Annotated in this window: 19 protein-coding genes; 7 read left to right on the top strand and 12 right to left on the bottom strand. The window is 54.6% G+C overall.

Translation table 11 applies throughout. The annotated features are described in order from the left end of the window. Positions 1-31 precede the first annotated feature (31 nt). The 5 genes from ACU8HS_RS06340 to ACU8HS_RS06320 all read right to left on the bottom strand — a co-directional run bounded on the left by ACU8HS_RS06340 (position 32) and on the right by ACU8HS_RS06320 (position 4,819). Positions 32-2,494 carry a DUF5906 domain-containing protein gene (locus tag ACU8HS_RS06340; protein ID WP_447015612.1) on the bottom strand — a complete coding sequence of 821 codons (2,463 nt, stop codon included), beginning with the start codon at positions 2,492-2,494 and terminating at the stop codon, positions 32-34. A gap of 93 nt (positions 2,495-2,587) precedes the next feature. Beyond that, positions 2,588-2,896, bottom strand: coding sequence for a hypothetical protein (locus tag ACU8HS_RS06335; RefSeq protein WP_447015611.1), 309 nt, complete (start codon positions 2,894-2,896; stop codon positions 2,588-2,590). Then, positions 2,893-3,699: a hypothetical protein gene (locus tag ACU8HS_RS06330; RefSeq protein WP_447015610.1), complete on the bottom strand. Its 807-nt coding sequence runs from the start codon at positions 3,697-3,699 to the stop codon at positions 2,893-2,895. Before ACU8HS_RS06330 ends, ACU8HS_RS06335 begins: the two co-directional genes overlap by 4 nt. A 106-nt stretch (positions 3,700-3,805) precedes the next feature. Beyond that, entirely contained in the window at positions 3,806-4,504 is a 699-nt protein-coding gene (locus ACU8HS_RS06325) for a hypothetical protein (RefSeq protein ID WP_447015609.1), read from the bottom strand. A 9-nt stretch (positions 4,505-4,513) separates the two neighbouring features. After that, positions 4,514-4,819 carry a hypothetical protein gene (locus ACU8HS_RS06320; protein WP_447015608.1) on the bottom strand — a complete coding sequence of 102 codons (306 nt, stop codon included), beginning with the start codon at positions 4,817-4,819 and terminating at the stop codon, positions 4,514-4,516. A gap of 116 nt (positions 4,820-4,935) precedes the next feature. Here ACU8HS_RS06320 and ACU8HS_RS06315 point away from each other — a divergent pair, with 116 nt between their 5' ends. The 4 genes from ACU8HS_RS06315 to ACU8HS_RS06300 all read left to right on the top strand — a co-directional run bounded on the left by ACU8HS_RS06315 (position 4,936) and on the right by ACU8HS_RS06300 (position 9,432). Beyond that, positions 4,936-5,172, top strand: coding sequence for a helix-turn-helix domain-containing protein (locus ACU8HS_RS06315; RefSeq protein WP_447015607.1), 237 nt, complete (start codon positions 4,936-4,938; stop codon positions 5,170-5,172). 873 nt (positions 5,173-6,045) lie between these two features. Next, positions 6,046-6,819, top strand: coding sequence for a hypothetical protein (locus ACU8HS_RS06310; RefSeq protein ID WP_447015606.1), 774 nt, complete (start codon positions 6,046-6,048; stop codon positions 6,817-6,819). A 215-nt stretch (positions 6,820-7,034) separates the two neighbouring features. After that, entirely contained in the window at positions 7,035-7,967 is a 933-nt protein-coding gene (locus ACU8HS_RS06305; RefSeq protein WP_447015605.1) for a hypothetical protein, read from the top strand. Continuing rightward, positions 7,957-9,432 (top strand): hypothetical protein, encoded by a 1,476-nt coding sequence (locus ACU8HS_RS06300; protein ID WP_447015604.1) that lies wholly within the window; start codon positions 7,957-7,959, stop codon positions 9,430-9,432. Before ACU8HS_RS06305 ends, ACU8HS_RS06300 begins: the two co-directional genes overlap by 11 nt. On the opposite strand, the gene ACU8HS_RS06295 is transcribed toward ACU8HS_RS06300, so the two are convergent. Then, the gene (locus tag ACU8HS_RS06295; protein WP_447015603.1) at positions 9,418-9,633 is read right to left on the bottom strand and encodes a WYL domain-containing protein; all 216 of its coding nucleotides are present in this window, start codon (positions 9,631-9,633) and stop codon (positions 9,418-9,420) included. The two genes, ACU8HS_RS06300 and ACU8HS_RS06295, sit on opposite strands and share 15 nt — an antisense overlap. Positions 9,634-9,946: 313 nt before the next feature. On the opposite strand from ACU8HS_RS06295, the gene ACU8HS_RS06290 reads away from it, so the two are divergent. The 3 genes from ACU8HS_RS06290 to ACU8HS_RS06280 are packed head-to-tail and all read left to right on the top strand — an operon-like array spanning position 9,947 to position 13,319. Beyond that, positions 9,947-11,494, top strand: a complete 1,548-nt coding sequence (locus ACU8HS_RS06290) for a phage portal protein (protein ID WP_447015602.1) — start codon at positions 9,947-9,949, stop codon at positions 11,492-11,494. Then, on the top strand, positions 11,491-12,843 hold the full coding sequence (locus ACU8HS_RS06285; RefSeq protein WP_447015601.1) for a S49 family peptidase: 1,353 nt from the start codon (positions 11,491-11,493) through the stop codon (positions 12,841-12,843). Before ACU8HS_RS06290 ends, ACU8HS_RS06285 begins: the two co-directional genes overlap by 4 nt. Positions 12,844-12,881: 38 nt before the next feature. Further along, positions 12,882-13,319 carry a head decoration protein gene (locus ACU8HS_RS06280; RefSeq protein WP_447015600.1) on the top strand — a complete coding sequence of 146 codons (438 nt, stop codon included), beginning with the start codon at positions 12,882-12,884 and terminating at the stop codon, positions 13,317-13,319. A gap of 140 nt (positions 13,320-13,459) precedes the next feature. On the opposite strand, the gene ACU8HS_RS06275 is transcribed toward ACU8HS_RS06280, so the two are convergent. The 6 genes from ACU8HS_RS06275 to ACU8HS_RS06250 form a co-directional block, all read right to left on the bottom strand. Then, positions 13,460-13,828, bottom strand: coding sequence for a hypothetical protein (locus ACU8HS_RS06275; protein WP_447015599.1), 369 nt, complete (start codon positions 13,826-13,828; stop codon positions 13,460-13,462). Positions 13,829-15,198: 1,370 nt separating this feature from the next. Beyond that, positions 15,199-15,345, bottom strand: coding sequence for a hypothetical protein (locus ACU8HS_RS06270; protein WP_447015598.1), 147 nt, complete (start codon positions 15,343-15,345; stop codon positions 15,199-15,201). A 367-nt stretch (positions 15,346-15,712) separates the two neighbouring features. Further along, positions 15,713-15,976: a hypothetical protein gene (locus ACU8HS_RS06265; RefSeq protein WP_447015597.1), complete on the bottom strand. Its 264-nt coding sequence runs from the start codon at positions 15,974-15,976 to the stop codon at positions 15,713-15,715. 441 nt (positions 15,977-16,417) lie between these two features. Continuing rightward, complete coding sequence (locus ACU8HS_RS06260; protein ID WP_447015885.1) at positions 16,418-16,792, bottom strand: thermonuclease family protein; 375 nt, start codon at positions 16,790-16,792, stop codon at positions 16,418-16,420. Between the two features lie 181 nt (positions 16,793-16,973). Continuing rightward, a complete protein-coding gene (locus ACU8HS_RS06255) occupies positions 16,974-18,020 on the bottom strand; it encodes an SOS response-associated peptidase family protein (protein WP_447015596.1) in 1,047 nt (348 codons plus the stop codon). Positions 18,021-18,398: 378 nt separating this feature from the next. After that, a complete protein-coding gene (locus ACU8HS_RS06250) occupies positions 18,399-18,806 on the bottom strand; it encodes a hypothetical protein (protein WP_447015595.1) in 408 nt (135 codons plus the stop codon). Positions 18,807-18,820: the final 14 nt, after the last annotated feature.

Here is an 18,820-nt window from a genome sequence, read left to right as displayed (position 1 = left end):
CTCGGTCACCTTGATGTAGTCTATTCAACATTTAGTTGAATAGATCGTCATTGTTAAAAGTATTGCGGGAATCTTCGACGAGATCAATGGCTGTGTTCGGCCAATTTATTTCGGCGCCTAGGTAGCGTTCGAACTCATCGCGGCAGCGATCGAGGGTGGGGAATTGAAAAAAGTGTCCTGTCCTGTCTGTCGAACGCGATCGTCGGGTCGCGAGGGAAGGAACAAGCGTTTTCAGTCGCTTCGAAAGAGCGACCTCGCTTAGCTCGATTCCATCGTAACGGCGATTGCGAAGCCACCGAGAGTAGTTGTCGCGGAAGGCCGTTTTCTCAACCTCGATCGGCTCCTCGTGCCATGTGTCGCATCGGCTGCCTTGTCCTTCAATCTTGCCCGACTCCAGGATCTCGAACCAATGACGGTCCAAGTTCTTCAAGCCCTCGACCTTCTGTTCTGCCAGAGCCTCGGTGTCCGGCACCGCGCGCACCTGAAAATTCGAGATGTCGCGATTGAGGAGAAGATTGAGCAGCGCAGCCGGCCCATGAGAGTTCATTTCGGAATGCAGCGCGTCGAAATACCCACGGTCGTTGCGGCGCTTCGGTGAGACGTTCAACACGAAGAAGCGGCGTTCGTCTTCGGTGGCGGGTACGACCCACTTTTCGTTCGACGAGATAAAGATCCGAAGCATGGATCGAACAGGGAATGCGTTCATTCCCTTTGGCTCGATCATCGCATCTTCACTTGTAATCAGAGCCTTAAGACTGCCTTCGTCTCGCTTATCGCCGGCCCAAAAACCTTCTTGAACATGCAGCAGCAGGCAACTCGCTTGGTGGGAATTAAACTTTCCGAAGAACTGATCCTTCTGCCAAACGGTAATGTAATGCGCTTCTATCATTTTACCGACATAGGCTGCAGTGACGTCCTTCCCTGCACCCTTGAGACCTTTCACGACGAAGGCCACGCCTGGCTTCTCTTCAGGTTTCTGCACCAGGTGTGCGAGCCAACTAAGCGCATAATCGAAATGCTCTTCATTGCCGTTGCAAACGACACGTAGAAGATGATCGAGGAAAAGAGCGCACGAACCGCTATCATCTGGCTCAACTGAGAAACCCTGCCAGAGATTGAAGGCGCCTTCTTCGTTCTGGTTCGGCGCGAAAACGATGCCGCTGGGATACGATCGACGATGTTTCGAGCGCATCCACTGTTTGGATACAGGTTCGGTTGTTCCATCCTTCGGCACGCGATCGTTTTCGTAGTAATTGTGCAGATCGCCGACGGAACCGAACGACACTGGCTTGCCGGGGAATTGGTGGAGGATCATTGTCCTGCCAGCCGCCCTGACGACGGCATGCATCCTGTTCATCCTGGCGATCTTGGGCGGTGCGCCGCGGCCAAGTTCGAACTCGACTTCAGCTTTTTTGAGCTTCAGCTCAGCTTTCGATATCTTTTTAGGCTTCTCAGGTCCATTTCCGGCTCCAAGGAGATCGTCGAACATATCTGTTCTGCTATCGTCGACCTCGGGGATCTCGTCGAAGTCGTCATCGATCGAATCAAGCTGGCGTTCCGCCCGAACCTCGCGCGCAACTGCGACGAGACTTGCCATGCGGAAAGGTGCCTGCGCCCGGTTCCTGAAGGATTTCCAGACGCGCTTTTGATCCTTCTCGTCGAATTTCTCACTGACCTTGGAATATTTGCACCAGGTCTCGAACCCGAAATCCGAGCCGTCGGTCTCATGGTGCAACGCCATGCCGACACGCATCCACTGGTCACGGTCCTCGAACCACTCATCGGCCGGCAGATCGTCGAGGACGGCAATGATTTCGCCTTCATCGAGCCCGAGTGGCTGCTGGCGCTCAGGATTGGCCTCGACCTCCTCTCTGTCTTCCGCGATTCGGGCGACCGCTTCCGATGGCAGGATCGGGCCAACGCCCATATCCAGGAGATCGAAATCGAATTCGCGAATCCAGCGATAAGGCTGCCCGGTGTCGGGGTGAACGGAAGGTGGAATGACTGCTTGCGCACCGGTCCCGAGGAGATGGAGCTCCCAATCCCATTTCTTGACATCGCGCTGCTTGCTCTCGTCCCACACCATGGCGAAACCGTCGCTGTGGGCGAACTTCTTCGGCGGGAATGGCTTGTCCGTGAGGATATAGAAATGCCGGCTCTCGCCGCCTGATCCTGAGATCACAGTCGGGCACGAATCGAGATCGAGTTCCGGCAGTAGTTCGAGAAGTTTTTCGCGCGCTTCGTCAACCTTGGACGGCACACGGATGTCAAAATCGATGATGTGAAGATAGAGGCCTGAGACAACAGACCATTTTCCGAGGCGGACGCCGACGTTGTTGCCGTCGCGATATGTTCGCTTCAGGTCGGAGAGGGATGCGACGGGTTTGGCAGCCCAATCATTTCCGATCGGCCTTTTTGACTTTGGATGTAGCCATTGGAGAGCGAATCCAGCTTCCGCCAGGCGCTCGATTTTTTCAGGGAGGGCTACGCTCATTTCCTATTCCACATTCTGTTGATTGGCAGAAGGCAAGACGTGGCTCGCCGTGGCGCGAGAAGGCGCAATGAAGAACTTGCTGGCGATCTGTTGTTAGTGGGCGAAAGCGGCGGTGCGCGGATTCGGTGAATTTGCCCAAGCCGCCGCACGTTCGCGAAGGGCAACCGGCACCTCGTAGATCGGCACGTGCAGATAGATGCTGTAAGTGCCGTTAGACCGAACGTCTCGGATAAGCGTGGCCTTGAGCGCGACTTCTCGGCCGACAATAGCCTCGGCATCCTGACGGCTGGTCGCTTCGCGGTTCGCCCACATGCGGGCATCGGCGGCGTTCAAGCCGTTTCGCATTAGCTCGCGTTTCCGGGTCTCACGCCACTTTTTGAAGGCCGGGGATAGCGAGCTCATAGCCCGGTTTCCTCGTCGAACAATTCCGCATGCAATGCGGCGGTCGCGGCTGCAAATCCTGGAAACGCGACCTTTTGCGACACATTGAACCAACTCGGACGAAGAGGGGAATCGAAGCGGATGGCTTCCCCAAATCGCGTCAGGAGATTCCAGCCGTGCCTTGGATCATGCTTGTTGAAGTCTGCATGCTCTTCCACGGCAATTATTGCCGCAAGTCCATCATGAAGATCGTGCAGGCGGTGCCGAAAATCCTCAACTAGATTTGCGTGCTTCGCTCGCAACCAGTTTTCTGTTGATCTTGCGAGATTTCGCTGCAGCTTTTGACGCCGTGCCTGCAATTCTTCGCTTTTCGCTTCAAGGATCTCGATCACGCGCACCGCCGTTTGGCATTCTTTCTCAGAGTCCGCGATCACCTTGCGCAGCAGAGAAAGCCGCTCCTGCTCCTCTGTCATTGCTGCCTGAGTTTCCGCAAGGAAGGCGCGAATATTGACCTTTTCAATCTTCGCTTCCAAGGCGTCAGCTTCGGCAGACCAGTTAGCTGAACGCTGCAGCGTCGACGATGCGCGGTCGATCCTCGCGTTGTTTTGTGCGATCTCAGAATCGACGTTTGCCAACATACGCAAATCTTGCTCGCGACGAGCGCGGAGCGGTAGCAAGTCGTGCTTGGGTGCGCCCGGCGTGTAGGCCGTTGGCATCTCGTTAGGTTTGAAATTCCCCCTCAAGGGGGAAGGCGGCGTCGGGCGCAACTGGCCTGCCAAATATTCCGGATCACTTGGATCTATAAAGCGCTCACTGATGGGCATCGGGATAACCTCAAGCTGAATATGACAGCATGAGAACCGATCGACGACGCAGAAGCAAAGAAATACGTATCCTAAATAGAAGGCCGGTTATTTCTGACGGCGCAAGTCAGACGTCGGGTCGTAGGTGCCCAAGGGAATCTCCGAGGAGGTCACCGAATAAATGGTCGGTCAGCGCAAGAGATTGTCGAGTGAACAGCAGCGCTCGTAGGCGTCTATCAACCGCCCTGTGTGCCAGATCTTTGAAAGCTGTGCGCTCCTTTTCGAGTTTGGCATGCTTCTGAGGATCGTCAGAAATATAATCATTGATCGTTTTGCCTTTCTTATTTCGGTAATCTTCCGTTTTAAGAAAGTCTCGGATGATCTCCAACGGATCGCGGAGCCGAGGATAAAAGGATCGACTATCAAGATCCTTCGGATCGGCTTCCTTCGCCGCTTTGTCATGAAGCTCAAGTAGATGCCTATCACGAGCCACAGTCCAGAAGGCCCATGGATCTCGCTTCTTCTTTCTTCGTGAGGTCTCTCTGATTGTCTGCAAGAAATCCTGAGCGGATTTGGCAATCAAACCGTTGATGAACGTGCCATGCTGCTCGAACACCCCGTGCTCGATAAGGCTACTCGCAATATCGAGCAATGCGGAAGCGCTAGATGGATGATCGCCGAGGAGATGTTGCCGCTCCTCAGCCTGAAGCTGTCTTACTGCTGCGCTGGCATCGTGTGACAGTACCTCAAGGCTGGCGAGGTGATGAAGCGGCACAACCGGCGCCGCTTCAATCTCTATCGATAGATCGTCGTTTTGGGATGTCATGGCTCGCGGTCAGATGTTCGCATTAGGTGCTTTTTTGGCTAAAAGTCGATTGAGAATATCATTGCCATCGCCCGTGTCGATTGGCGACATGGGCGCCTCGATCAAACGCTCGGCAAGCCGCTGAGCGAATCCGGTTCTGATGCCGGTCGGCTCGGCCGCTGCAAAAAGGGAACTCAGCACGCGGCTCAGCAGTAGCGGGTTCTCATCGCGAGCCATCTGCTGCGTGAGGGCATCAGCCAGTTGGCGACCCTGGCGGGTCTGTTCTGCCCAAGTGTTTGCAGTTTCGGTCTGGTTTGCAATCGGAAGAGTTTTCATGAGGCGTTGCTCCTTCGGGGCGATTGATATTTATTCAAGTGAAGTTGAATTAACCACAATCAGAAGATATGTCAACTGCGCTTGATAAAATATCAATCACAAGGTAAAAGGTTCGTATGATAGAACCTGATCAAATCCGTGCCGCCCGCTCGATGCTCGGGCTAACTCAAGCCGATCTAGCGAAAGCCGCTGGCTTATCGACGACTGGTCTGAATAACATCGAACGTGGAACGGCCGATCCGAAAGCGTCCACGCTGCGTGCCATCCAGGGCGCCTTGGAAGAAGCGGGGATTGTCTTCCTGTCCGAGGGTGAGACTGCTGCAGGTGGGCGAGGGGTTCGTCTGCGCGGCTGAGAGGTCTCTACAGCCACTCGGGGCTTTCATATCTCATTGCCACAGTTGGCAGAGTGGTGCCACAGATGGCCGCGGCTAAAAAATTGAAAATTACTAAGCATTTTCAATCGGTTGACGACCGTGCCACAGATGGCACCGTGGAAACGGCAAATTACTATAATATAGAAAAAGAGATGAGGCCTTACGGTTGAACGATCGCCATGTCCATTGTGCAGCTAAAGACCGGTCCTATACGCAATTGATTTTCTCTGTGGCAACTATGGTATCTATGTCAATTTATTGAAAATAAAGAGAAAAGAGTGACACAGATAGATTTGAAATTGACATACTTGCCATAGATTTCTGAAATAGGTTGAATGCACAAAGGACATATTCCAGAAAATTTCTGGCAAAAAATTTTTATGGACCGGGGCTCAGCGCCCCTCCCCGTCCACTGTAACGCAAAATGGGACCCGAAGCGACCTAGTTGTGTCGCATGTGCAGATGACCGGTTAGCGCTGTCCGTTGTGCAGACCCGGAACCATTTGTGTCCGTTGTGCAATGTCCCTTGTGCAATCCTTCACTTTACGAGTCCCATTGTGCGTAGACTCGGGCATAGTGTCCGTTGTGCAGAAGCGAGCCTGATGAGGATCTGCAATGCGAGACGTGCCATCTAAAGAGCCGCCAACCAATTCGATCGTTTACAGCTTTATTGTCAGGGCTGGCCTGACCAGAGAAGAAACAGTCGCAAGGGCAGAAAAGGCCCTCGACGACTCGACTATCGCTCTGGCGAAGAGATGGGCGCGGGAAGATCACGCAGCATCTGCGGACTCCGACGCCCATCATGCAATCAGGGGCTAGTTCAGACGACGTGCAGCGCAGTGGGTGCAGAATATGGGCGCCAGCAAGAAACGCAGGCAACGATTCCTCGATTCCCATCCGCTGTGTTTCTTTTGCGGTAAAGCTTCAGAGACCATCGACCACATTCCATCAAGGGAATGCTTCAGGAATCGCGTCTGGCCAGAGGGATACGAGTTTCCCGCCTGCCAAGCCTGCAACAATGCCGCGGGGCCTCTTGAACAGGTCGTTGCGCTCTACCTGATCATGGGTAATCACGACGGGGAGAAGCCGACTTCGCAATTCGAGAAGCTGATAGCGGGTGTTCGCAACAACTCGTCACAGTTTCTACCTAAGACCGATATGTCAGCGAACGCAAAGAAGCGTGCATTACCGCTTTATAATTTCCCGCATCCTGCAAACGAGCCGATAGCTAAAGCCCCCATCGTCGAACTTCCTGACGTTAATCGCAAGGCTTTCGAGGCCTTCGAACGGCGGCTAACGTGCGCGCTCTACTACAAGCATATGGGGGAGATACTGCCGCCGACCCATATGATCAGGACTTTCCGGTTGCAGGCGATTCAGAAGAGCGCAGATGACTTAATTCGCACAGCGGCGCCTATGCTGCCGAACGGGATCCTGACGAAGCGCCAGAACACGGATATCGGTAGCCAGTTTTTCTATAACTGGTATGGCGACGAGGTGACAAAGACGTTCGTTTTCCTGGCGCAATTTTCGATCTCGTTCGTCTTCATAGGAGTCGCCTGTAGCCCGGAAAACATGGAAGGTGGGGAAGACTACCGGCCGCATTCGGATGATCTAGCCGACTGATGAAATCAGACACACCTTAAGCTGGCATCACCGAACATCAAAAATAGCTACGCAACCATTGCTTTATTAATGAGTTGAACAGCAACTCGTTTTACGGTTAAACCGTGGACAGGAAGTTTTCATCGCGGATCGCGGCCATTTGGTGCGTTGACCCGCACTTTGATTTTCGCAATGTAATTTTAAATAACGGTATCTGAAGACACGGGAGGACAGACTTGAGCGCGTATCTGCAAATTGCAGAAACGATTTTGAGGACGGCACGTCGCCCGCTCTCGGCTCGGTCGATCATGCGAAAAGCCTTCTTGGCTGGCATTGTTCCGGATCATCTGTATGGGCAGGCGCAGCACAAAACACTTCAAGCGCGGCTGAGCGAAGACATCCTTCACAGGCGAGATCACAGTGCATTCTATCGCACGATGCCTGGCCAATTTTTCCTACGAGAGTTTCTTACTGACGCATCAGTGCCGGCAAAATATCGCCGGGAAATGACCGCTCGTCGACGAACTCGAGAGCTGTTCCGTGGGCCAGCACTATCCGTGGACATCGGCGCGCTTTCACGCGCCATGGAATCGGCACCGTATGCCGACGCTGAAGGTGTTCTTAGGCAAATGCGCTCCGAGGGGTGGTACAATTATATCGACCCCAAGAAGGTCGACGGGCAACATGCACTGCTGTGGGCCGTTTCGGCTCTCACCAGAAATGGAAAAATCCTGTGCTATCGCATGGGTCGATATCGTGATGACCGAGATAGCTTTGCGCACAAGCGAACGATCGGATTTTCGACGTTGGTTTTGGAAACTGACCAGACGTTGTTCGACACTGCTCACCTTGGCATTGCAGACAGTGGACTTCTCGCCGTCGCCACTGACCTAGATATCCCCTTGGCGGAACACGCCCCAACTAGTAGGGCGTTTCAGCACTCGGTGCGGTTCTTGGCTTGGTGCAATGAATCGCCGAAGCCTGAGGTTCTTGCGTTCGTGGAAATATCGGCACCGGATTGGTTCGAGCCGCCCGTGAACAAACTCTCGTTTCATGACGCCAGCTGGTTAGATCTTGCTAGTCCGCCTAACAACATCGACGATTTTGACCCTTGGTCGAAGACACTTTTGAACGCATATTTTGGATTCGAAACATCGCATGCTCAATAAAAGTATCCGGCGGCGATGGCATATTTCGACCACTGAAGCGAATTTTCTAAAAACCGAAATTGAGTGTGGAATTCCTTCGCGCGCGAAACGCGCACTTCAGATGGTATGCAAAATCTATCGAAACGGCGGCACTATACTGCCTTCAGAGCTAAACGCCTTCGAAAATTCGATACTCGGTGCATTGAACTCAGGAGCTTCCGACGAGAAGGTTCGCAGGTGGTCGCTAAGCGCGCTCTCAAATCTGGGCCGCTTGAAGACCTGTTGGACTGCGATTGTTGACATAATCTCGCGACATCCGGAAGAGCCGCAAGTCGTCTCGGCGGCGATTGCCGCGCTTTTCAAATTGGACCTTGGCAACGCCCAATCGCTAATAGCGACCCAAACTGTCCTTCCTCCCGAGCTTGTGACATTGTCCGCACTTCAGACGTGCGCTCCGACTGACGTGGATACAAAATCTTTGCGTATCGATATAGAGAACGCGGACCCGACGACACTTAAACTAGCTCTTGTCTTGGTGGGGTTGGACAAATCGCCGGAGCATATTTTTCACCCGAGGTACACAAATCCACAGATCGTGAAAGTGTTGGGGGGTCATCATGAACCGTTGGTGTCACAATATTCGGCATGGGCGACAGCTGAGAGCCCGGTTTTATCGGCGAGCGATCTGGGCATTAACCTGAAGACATTGGATTCGCAGCCTGACAATGTTCGATCTTACGTCTATCGATTGTACGGTGCGGAGAAAACTTACTCAATCACACAGCACGATATTATCGCAATCGGGAGCAAGGACGAGAGCGTAGAGGCACGCTTGGGATTGGCAATTGGTCTGCGCGACACATGGTACGACGGTTTAGACACAATCACACTGGATTGGCACTTCGAAGAGCCGGACGACGAAGTTCGAGATTTCGTTCTTGATCATATCGTTGCCCAAGCTGCTCACTCGGGCAGCTATCAAAATTCCGCGACCGATGTATACGCAGCATCAACCGTCGACTTGAGGAAGCGAAGGCGAATGGAAGCAGCCGCTGCCCAAACCGACATGTACAAAGTTTTTAGACGTATGGCCCATCAAGAAGAAGAAGGGCTTTTTGGAAATGGAGGAATGCAGGTGACGAACAACAACACATTTATCAACCACGGCACGGTTAATCAGGCAACGCAGTCAGGCGACATTAACAACAGCCAAAATACCCTTTCTTTCGGGCAAATTGAGCAGGCGAGAACTCTTTTAGGCCAGGCCCGGAACGAACTAGACATCATCGACGTGACGCCGGTGAATGATGATGCAAAGAAAGCGGTTGCTAAAGCGCAGGAAAATCCCAACAAGGACACGCTGGGCGCCGCCGTAGGCGCCCTGAAGAAAGTTCAAGATGGCCTCGGAGCAGTGGCTGGCGCGACGGAAAAAGCGGTAAAAATTGGCAGCTTGTTAGCTCCCCTGGTTGCACTAATCTCCTCCTGAAGACGCCTGGTCGAAAACAATATCTAGGAAGGCGAAATCACGAATTTCGCCTTTTTCCACGTCACGCGCCTTCAAGAACCACTGCTCTTTTGGGTGCCATTCGGTTTTCCCGAACCAGATTTCCACTGGAACAACAGTGCGATGCGCAGTCTCCCCCCGCCAGTTGGTATAGCGGAACGAGAGCTCGCGACCATCGACCATTGCATTCTCCTGTACTCATTATGATGCGTTGCAACACGGCTGATATAGCGCGGTAGGCAACAGATTCCTACCTACTCAAAAGCGTATCGGTCTCTTCGCCTAATGATACTCATCATTGTTTATTGAAGGTTAATTCACGCGGCGCCGCAATCACCGACATTCAACAAAAAGTTGAATAAACTATTGACTATTCAACCTAGTATTGTCATTGGTGTCTGAGCTGACATAATAGGCGCTCTCTATCGATCGAGCCCCTATGTCAGCAATCATCGATTCCGAAAGCGCCGAACTTCTTGGTCTTAGCATAAAAGCTATGGCCTCGGATGCCTACGACGGCGCGTCCCGCTTCTCCAAAGAACTTGCCTCCTACAGCCCGGCTATCCGCTCGGCCGATGCCGACATGCTTCCGGCGAAGCAACTGGCCGACGCCCGTACGCGCGACACGACGCGCAATGACGCCTATGTCGCTGGCGGCGCCACACTGCGCAAGGATAATATCGTCGGCAGCTATTTCATGCTGAACGCGAAAGCGTCGTCGAAGATCCTGTTCGGCAAGGAAGACGACAAGTGGGAGAGCGATTACCAGGAGGAGGTCGAGGAAAAATTCGGCCTGTGGGCCGAGTCGCTTGATAACTGGCCGGATGCCGCGCGCACCAACACACTGACTGGCCTGGTCCGCATGGCCGTCGACACTCACACCGTCTACGGAGAGGCATTGGCCTCGGTCGAATGGCTGCGCGACCAGCCACGCATGTTCAATACGGCGATCCAGATGATCGACACCGATCGTCTGTCCACACCTCCCGAGTTCGCGGGTGATCCGATGGTTCGCGGGGGTATCCGTCGTAATCAGTATGGTGCGCCGCAGACTTATTATGTGCGCATGGCTCATCCGAGCGACTGGATGTCGATCGACTCCTACAAGTGGAAGGCGATCGACATTCGCAAGCCGTGGGGTCGCCTGCAGATGATCCACATCTTCGAGCAGCTTCGACCGGACCAGAGCCGCGGTATTTCAGCCATGGTTGCCGCGCTCTCGGAAATGAAGATGACGAAGAACTTTCGTCAGATGGTGCTTCAGCAGGCGGTCATGTACGCCAGCTATGCCGCGACGATCGAGTCCGAGCTTCCGACGGAGGCCATCTTCGCGCAGATCGGCGGCGACAACATGACGCCAGAGACTGTCCAGGCCGCATTGAACGGTTACATGGGCGGCCACTACGCCACGCTCGACCAGTTCATGACCGGCGCCAAGAACCTGCACGTCAACGGTCTGAAGATCCCGCACCTGCCGCCCGGCACCAAGTTCAAGATGCAGGCACCGGGGCAGGGTGGCCCTCTCGGCAGTGAGTTCGAGCAGTCGCTTCTTCGTCACATCGCTGCTGCGCTCGGTGTTTCCTACGAGCAGCTGTCGAAGGATTACAGCAAGACGAACTATTCGTCTGCTCGCGCCGCGATGACCGAGACCTACAAGGCCATGCTCTCGATCAAGCGCATGGTCGCCGACCGCTTTGCATCGCACGTCTACGCCCTGTGGCTGGAAGAGGCGATCAACAAGGGTGAGATCACGTCCGTCCGGCGCAACATGCCGAGCTTTTACGAGAAGCAGTTCAAGGATGCCTACACCGCCTGCGATTGGGTTGGCGCCAGCCGCGGCCAGGTCGACGAACTGAAGGAAACTCAGGCTGCTATCCTGCGCATCAACAACGGTCTGTCCGATCTCGAGACCGAGAACGCCCGCCTCGGCGCCGACTGGCGCAAGCGCATGCGTCAGATGAAGCGTGAGATGGAGTGGAAGGAATTCTACAAGATCCTTCAAAACCCGACCGACTCCACGAACCAGCAGAAGAAAGCAGCATGATGACGGAAACCAACGCTCTCCTTGCGAGCTTTCAAGACACGCCGGCCATGGTGAACCCTGGCATGCAAGCCATGTTCGAGGCCTTTCTGCATGCGGCGCATGTCAATCTCACGCGGATTGAAGCGGCGACGACCAAGAGCACAATGCAGGACGACTTCTGGCCGGCGCCGGACAGCTGGCTGGCAGCCTACCGCCCTTACACGGTCAAGAACGGGATACTCATGATTCCGGTGAAAGGCGTGCTGCTTTTCGGCGTGGGTTACGCGATCGGCCAGTATGCAACCGGCTATATCTATCTCGACAAAGCGCTCGAGCGGGGCCTGGCCGACCCGAACGTCAAGGGCATCGCGCTGATCGTCGACTCGCCGGGCGGTCATGTCGCCGGCAACTTCGACCTAGCGGACAAGATCTTCGCGGCTCGCGGTCAAAAGCCAATCCACGCGTTTGCGGCTGAGAACGCCTATTCCGCTGCCTATTCCATCGCCTCGGCGTGCAAGACCCTGACTGTCGCCAGGACAGGAGGGGTTGGCTCGATCGGCGTCGTCACCATGCATCTGGACGTCAGCAAGGCCATGGATAAAGCAGGCTTGAAAATGACATTCATCCACTACGGGCAGCATAAGGTTGACGGGAATGGCTACGAAGCGTTGCCGGCCGACGTCAAGGACAGGATCCAGGCGCGCATCGATGGTCTCGGCGAGCTTTTCGTGTCGACCGTCGCGCGGAACCGGAAGCTTGATGCGCAGGCAGTTCGGGACACCGAGGCGCTTACGTTTGACGCCGATGAAGCGCTTACGTCGGGCCTCGCCGACAAGATCGGAAGTCTGGACGACGCGACCGCGAACTTTGCGGCATACCTCTCCACACCAGAGGAAGAAAGCATGACCACGAAACTCTCAGTGGCGCCGATCGCAGCCTCGGTGCAGACGCCCTCGCTTTCGAATGCAGATCCGGCACTGCGAGCTGTAGGAACTCCGCGTCGATCACCACTCGTGGTTCAAGCACCTCCGATTTCCAGGGCCGAACAAGCCATGCGGGATTCGGGATACGCGCCTCGATCGCCGATGGCCGTGCAAGAACCTACGCTTTCCAGGGCCGAGCAAGCTATGCGAGATGCGGGCTACCCGCCTCGATCGCCGATGGCGGCGGCAAGTCCGTCCATTCCAGCGGCTCCCCCAGTTTCGACGCAGTCACAAACGATGTCGAAGGCCGACCGCGCGCTTCTAGCCGCGGGCTACAAGCCGAAGCCAGAGGCCAGCAATCCTGGCGAGGAGCAAAGTGCGCAAATGTCGAAGGCCGAAAGAGCTCTTCGCGCAGCCGGTTTTGAGCCAAGAAAGCAGGTCGCGTAAACGCGGCTTTCAACCTGAAATCTTGAAGGACAATCCCCATGGCTACCATCACGCCCCCGAACTATGCCGATCAAGTCGGCATCCCCTACCAGTCTTCCGACACGATCGCTGTAGCGCTTGAGGGCCTTCTGACCGGCGACACACCTCCACAGGGCGGGGAAGATATGACCGTCGCGGCAAATCAGAACATTCCGGCGCGCACGCCGCTAGGCCTGGATGGCTCGGGCAATATCGTGCCGGCCGTTTTCGGCACCACACAGGCGATCGGTTTCTGTCTTATCGACATCGTCACGGGCGTGTCGTCAACGTTGACGGGCTATCCGATCCGCCGCTTGGGCGTCTACAATCCCAATCTTCTCAACTGGCACGCATCTTACGACACCGAGGAGAAGAAGCTCGAGGCGTTCCGCGGCGCGGCATCACCGACGCAGATCATCATGCGCCGGCCGAAGACGGGAAATGTCGTACTGCCGTGATGGTGGTCGCGTTGGCCAGGACGTGAGTTTGCCGAGTTGTATACGGCCAGCCGATCGAGCTAGACGGGCGAGCCAGCCCCACGCACCATTATCATCAGGTACCTGGCTCAAGAATTCGTTCTTTGCTGCCGCCACGAGGGTCATTCGACCGTGAACGAGAATATGCAGGGTGTACCCGCAAGCCATGCGGGCCGCGTCTGCGAAAAGTTGAAGATGTACACTTCTCCTCGCCTCGCGGTGTCTGAGAACTCGATAGGGAATATTCCGGTGGCGGACCGGTAGTCCCGTGCGCCTCCCTTTTGGAGGCTGTACATACAGGCTGCATCGCCACTCACGTTAAACAAAAGCGTCTTCGCTGAAGTCGTCGTGACCTTGTAAAAACGAACACCGGTAGTCGTTTGACCGCTCTCTTTGATACGGCCTGTCAGATCGAAACTCTGCAGCGGTTCGGAGAATGCGTTCATCGGGGTGAGGAGTGCTAGGGAGGCAAGAAAAGTTAGCTTGCGCATCGTGTTTTTCCTTAAAAAACATCCTGCGCACATGCCCTGCCGAATAGCCAGTCAATTCGACCGCCACCTCCCCATCATCAAAGCGGCTTGTACAAGCAAAGATCCTTCAAGGTTCTCGCAGGTGACCAACTTCATGGAGCCTCAAAACGCCGAGCCGAACGAGATTGATCCTGTCGGACATTAACTTGCCGCGGCTGTTTTGAAATTCTCGCAATGTCGGCTTGGTGTCAGCCAGATAGGTTAGTGCGGATACCCGATCCCTGATCACTATCTGCGCGCCTATTGCCCAGGCGCGATCAAAAAGCGCACATCGATCGTCATTGGACGCCACAAAATATCTCCTTGAAGGGTTGTGCCGACAGTGTTGCAACGGAGAGAGCCATCGCTGAGGGGCGATGAGCCTCTAGGCCAATACAGGAACAAGAGGCCCGCGCAGAAACCGGTGGGGACGCTGAATGTTCCGGCGCTCATAGGTGCTATTTTCAGGATTTGCTCATAACCACTCGCACCCCGAACTCTAGCGGCACGGAACACAGAAAGTGCATGAGGAGTGGACGGCGTGTCGGACACCCCTGTCAATTTAAATCCGCCCCAATGTGGCCGCAACGCTCCTTATCGGTTCAGATCATCGGTATGGTAACAACAAGGACGCCGATGAGCCCCGCAGTCAGCACCGATGTTTCGATGAGAAACATGACGATTTGTCTCCCCGTGAGACCCGGAAAAAAATATTGCATGATTTTTCCTCGTTAAAAAAATATTCTGCATGGCAGTGTTATCATCGTTTGCTGAAAAATATTTTTTTATTTTTGAAGATGCTAAAGTTCTTTAGGCCCGCGTCGACTGCCCTCTCACCATTGCCCGTAGGCCGTCCGGACTTAAAACCGGCAAAGGGACTCGCCACTCAAACAAGACGAATCCCTTTGCCTGCTCGGCCCCCCGCGCGTAAGCGGCGTAAACTGTCACGCCGCCGATTCTCGAATTCTGGAACTAAAAGACCCCTCTGGCTTGCGCGCGGAGGGGTCTTTAAAGCTGAAATTCAGCATCAGCATTAATAGAACTAGCGCTGTAATTGAGAATTTCTACCAGCGGTTTGGAAGATTTCTTTTGGTGCAGCGTTATTGGGTTTGTGAACCAGTGGAAAAGAGGCCTGCTGGGGTGGTAGCAGGCCAAGTTTTCTCTGATGTGGTGGGGGTATGCCCCGCTCAAATGAATCACGATTCGCGGCAGGTGTCTGCGTTTGTACGGCGGAGAACGAAAAAAGGCCTGCCGGTCACGTGCGGCAAGCCTTCCTTTCGCTGGAAACACGACGGTGTTTCACCGCTCGAAATTCTCGCAACACCCTAAATCGAGCGTTAAAGAAAAATGTATCAGGCGTCGATCTCTGCTTCGCTCGTCACGACGTCGATTACATCATGCGTGTCCATCACGGTCGAGTGGATCGCCCCGTTCCGATGGACAAAAATAACAAGCCAGTGCGTGTAGCCGATCTGCGAGACGATATGAAACCATTTCATGAATGCCTCCTGTTTGTCGGAAGCAAAACACGCCATCGCCGGCTCGTCTTTCTGGTGAATCCGCCTAGCTAAATTTCGCCCAACAGAATTAGGGAGTTTCGCAACAGAAAAAAGCCCTCCCGTCACGTGGGGAGAGCCTTTAACTGTTGCTGCAAATTATCGAGGTTTGCAGGGACTAATCTAGAAACCCATGGTTACCGAATGGTTAATGCGGCTGGCGAGATTTATCTCTTCCGAAGCTACAACGGGTAGGGGAGGCCCGACCAGCACGTGGGGTCGGGCCTCCCCTGGCGCCAACCTCTCAGGGCTGACCGTGGCGCTGAGTCGAACACAGTTACCGGATGGCAGCGTCTACGGCATTTGCGCCTTAGCGCACTTCACGGAACGCCCGAACAAGATTCAAGTGATTCATCGCGCGACGTCTGCTTTCATAAGTCCTGGATAGGAGTGCGTTAGTCGCATTTACTGACGAACGGTTCAACCGTTGCCATTTGATAATCGCGATCTGACCTACGATCAACCGACTAAGTTTTTCAACGCGGCGTTCGGCGAACCCCAGATCTTTCTTTCGGTAGCCGTTTTTCTTTACATGATCGAATGACGCGCAAGCCATCTGACGACGGTTTGTCATGTGAAACTTCCTCCTTTTTGGAAGAAAAGGAGCCCAGATAAGCGGTGAACACAGGGCTCTAAAAAGCTCAGATCTGGAAACAGGAACCAACCAGACCAAGCGCGCTATTAGGCTCACACTCTACGAACATTAGCGAATGAATTCGATTGAACCTCTTCGGTAACAATCGTCGATCACCGGTTGCTCATCAGTTTGGGCGAGCGGATGGAACAGGATCTGTCCGGTCTTCGAGCTTTCACGATCATCCTAGCCGGGAAGAAAAAAGAGGCCCGCCATTGAGGACGGGCCAAACATTCACGCACATGCGTTGCCCCGCTCCAAGGGACTATAATCAGAATAGCCCTTGCGTCCGCAATGCATTTAACTTTTTAAATTACACCATGAAGCTCTTTCAGCTTGTCATAGTGCTCCTCGACCAGGCGCTTCGCTGGCCGGCTTGCTTCAGTCTCCGCACCAATCGTTCTTGAGATAAGGTTGCCATTTTCTGGCGAATCCTTGGTTGAGCAACATCGCGCCGATCTCCTGCCCGTCTGATCGATAGATGTTAATGAGCGGCCGATGCTTCGGCGTGTTGTCAAAGCCTTTAATCTCGATCTGCAGTCCGCTTTTTGCGAGGAGCTCTTTCAACCGACCTTTCGCGATCAGCGCAAGTTTCCGCTCCTTGATGCATTTCGCATGGCTGCCGATCTCAGGCGTATCGATGCCTGACACGAATGGGATGCCGCCACTAAGCAATCGCATAAGCTGGCCGTCGCAGCGCACCGTGTCGCCGTCGACCGCGGTCAGGCTGACACACATCAACATTGCATTGATCATTGTGGAAGAACCGGCCCGCGGGAGGGCGGTTTGTAAGGGTAGTGCTCCCAACACCACCAGCGCGTTTCCTGCGTCTTGCCGGCAGAAAAACCGAAGCCGCCCCATTTCGAGCACCCAGTTACGCAGCAATAGTGCTCTACGATAACATTGGCGCCGGACGCTGTTGAATGGCTCTCGTCGCTCATGCTGGATTCTGTGGTGGTAGCAACACGAGTTGATCGTCGGGCAATGGCCGCTGCAACCTGCTTGCCTCCTCCCAGGGTGCCGTAAGCCACGTCTCAATTTCATCCTGCCTGGTCAGAATGACCGGCATTGCCTTCTGATGGATTGGCGCGACAACGCTATTGGGCTCGGTAGTCAAGAACCCATACAGGTCGTTGACGGTCAGCCCTTCTTTGATCTTTCGAACGCTCTCCCATTGCGGCACCCAAATGCCGGCAAAGAACATCAGGGGGCAGGACGGATCTGCAGCAAACCATGCGTTGGGTGTCCGTCCGCCCTCGGGCTTCTTCGCCGGATCCGGCTCAGCAAAAGACGTGAAAGGCACGACGCAACGGAAATCGACCCCGTGCCAGCGTTTCCAATGCTTGCTGTCGACGTTGCGGACGTTCGTTGTCCCGCCGTCCGGTTCCATCTTCAGTAATTCCTGGAAATTGACTTCCTTGTTTTTCTTGCGCAGGGCGTCGGCTCGTTTCGTAGCGGCCTGGAAAATTGCTTGCGACGAACTCGGCAGCCCCCAGCGCACGTTCACAAGCTCGCGGCCGGCTGGCGTGTTGCGGACGACCGGCGCCTTGTAGTCCGGCCAAATTTCGGTGACGGGCTCCATGTTGCCGGTGCTGTCGATCATTGCTTTTGTGAGCGCGCGAATGGCCTCCTGGTTACTCAGCATCCGGTAGAGATTGCACACATCACCCTTCCTCGGCGTCCATCCGCCCTTGCGATTAACCTCGTCGGTTTCAATGAACTGACCATTCCATCGATCTCGGAATTGCCGGGCAGCTTCGCGACTGCTGAAACAAAACACAAGGTAGTTGTCCCATTCGATCGAGGCACGGTAGTTTTTTGATCCTTGATCAAGACGGATTGCCGAGGTCAAAATCTCGCCTCGTTGTTGGAAGCTATGGGCGTTCTCTCCTGTCTGATAGTTGTGCCACCAGAGGAGGACGTGATGCGGCAGCTCTGAATCCAGTACCGAGCGCGCAAACGGCTTTTTTCTTCTGTCCGCCATATCCAGCCTAAAGCGTATCGTCACGCCAAACCGGCGTCTTTACATGCTTGATGGAAGCCAAGCGGCGGACATGAAGCTTTCCGATCTCCCACGCCGAAGGCAGATAAACAGTCACATCCATGTAGTCCCGCTTGTGGCATTCCTGACAGATGAACCTCAGGCGGCTGATAGCCGTGTTCTTGCGGAGCTTTAGCAGGTCATCGGGCAGGAACCGCCGCGTTGTATTGCAGAGCCCACACCGGACAACGAGTATGTGTCCGACCGCCCGCGCATCCTCTAGAGACCACCGCGCGAGCTTCTTCAACTGGTTCATTTCTGGCATGGGAAAATGGCCCGACGAGCATGTTCACGCAGCGCTTGAGGATGAGCTGCGCGCCATCAGGACACGTAACCCTCATCCCTTGCCAGGCAATAAAAGTCAGCAAAAGCGATATCGATATCGCCTCTGAACGCGAATTTCATCGGTTCGGTCACACCGATTTCGCCGTCACAATGACAGACGCCGCAAGCGCGATTATTCCTTCTATCGATTGCGATAGTGAAACATCCCACGGGAACGCATGCCGCCATATCGACTGTGCCAGCAGTATAGAATTCAAATCGCTCGCTGCCTTCGGTCGTCACCAGCACAGCGAGACCGCGGCGGCCTAACGACCCGACCAGCGCCGCCCGGATGTCGCGATGGACCTGGTTGATGTTCAGTAGTTCCGGTGGCGTCCAGTAAGTGCCCTCGGGCTCGTCGACGGGATCGCCTTCGCACGACTTATCGCTCGGCAGATTGCTCATCGCCGTGATCCTTC

Source organism: Rhizobium sp. KDH_Rht_773_N (assembly GCF_052946295.1).
Note: the sequence above shows the minus strand (reverse complement) of the source record. Positions and strands in the feature narration are given on the sequence as shown.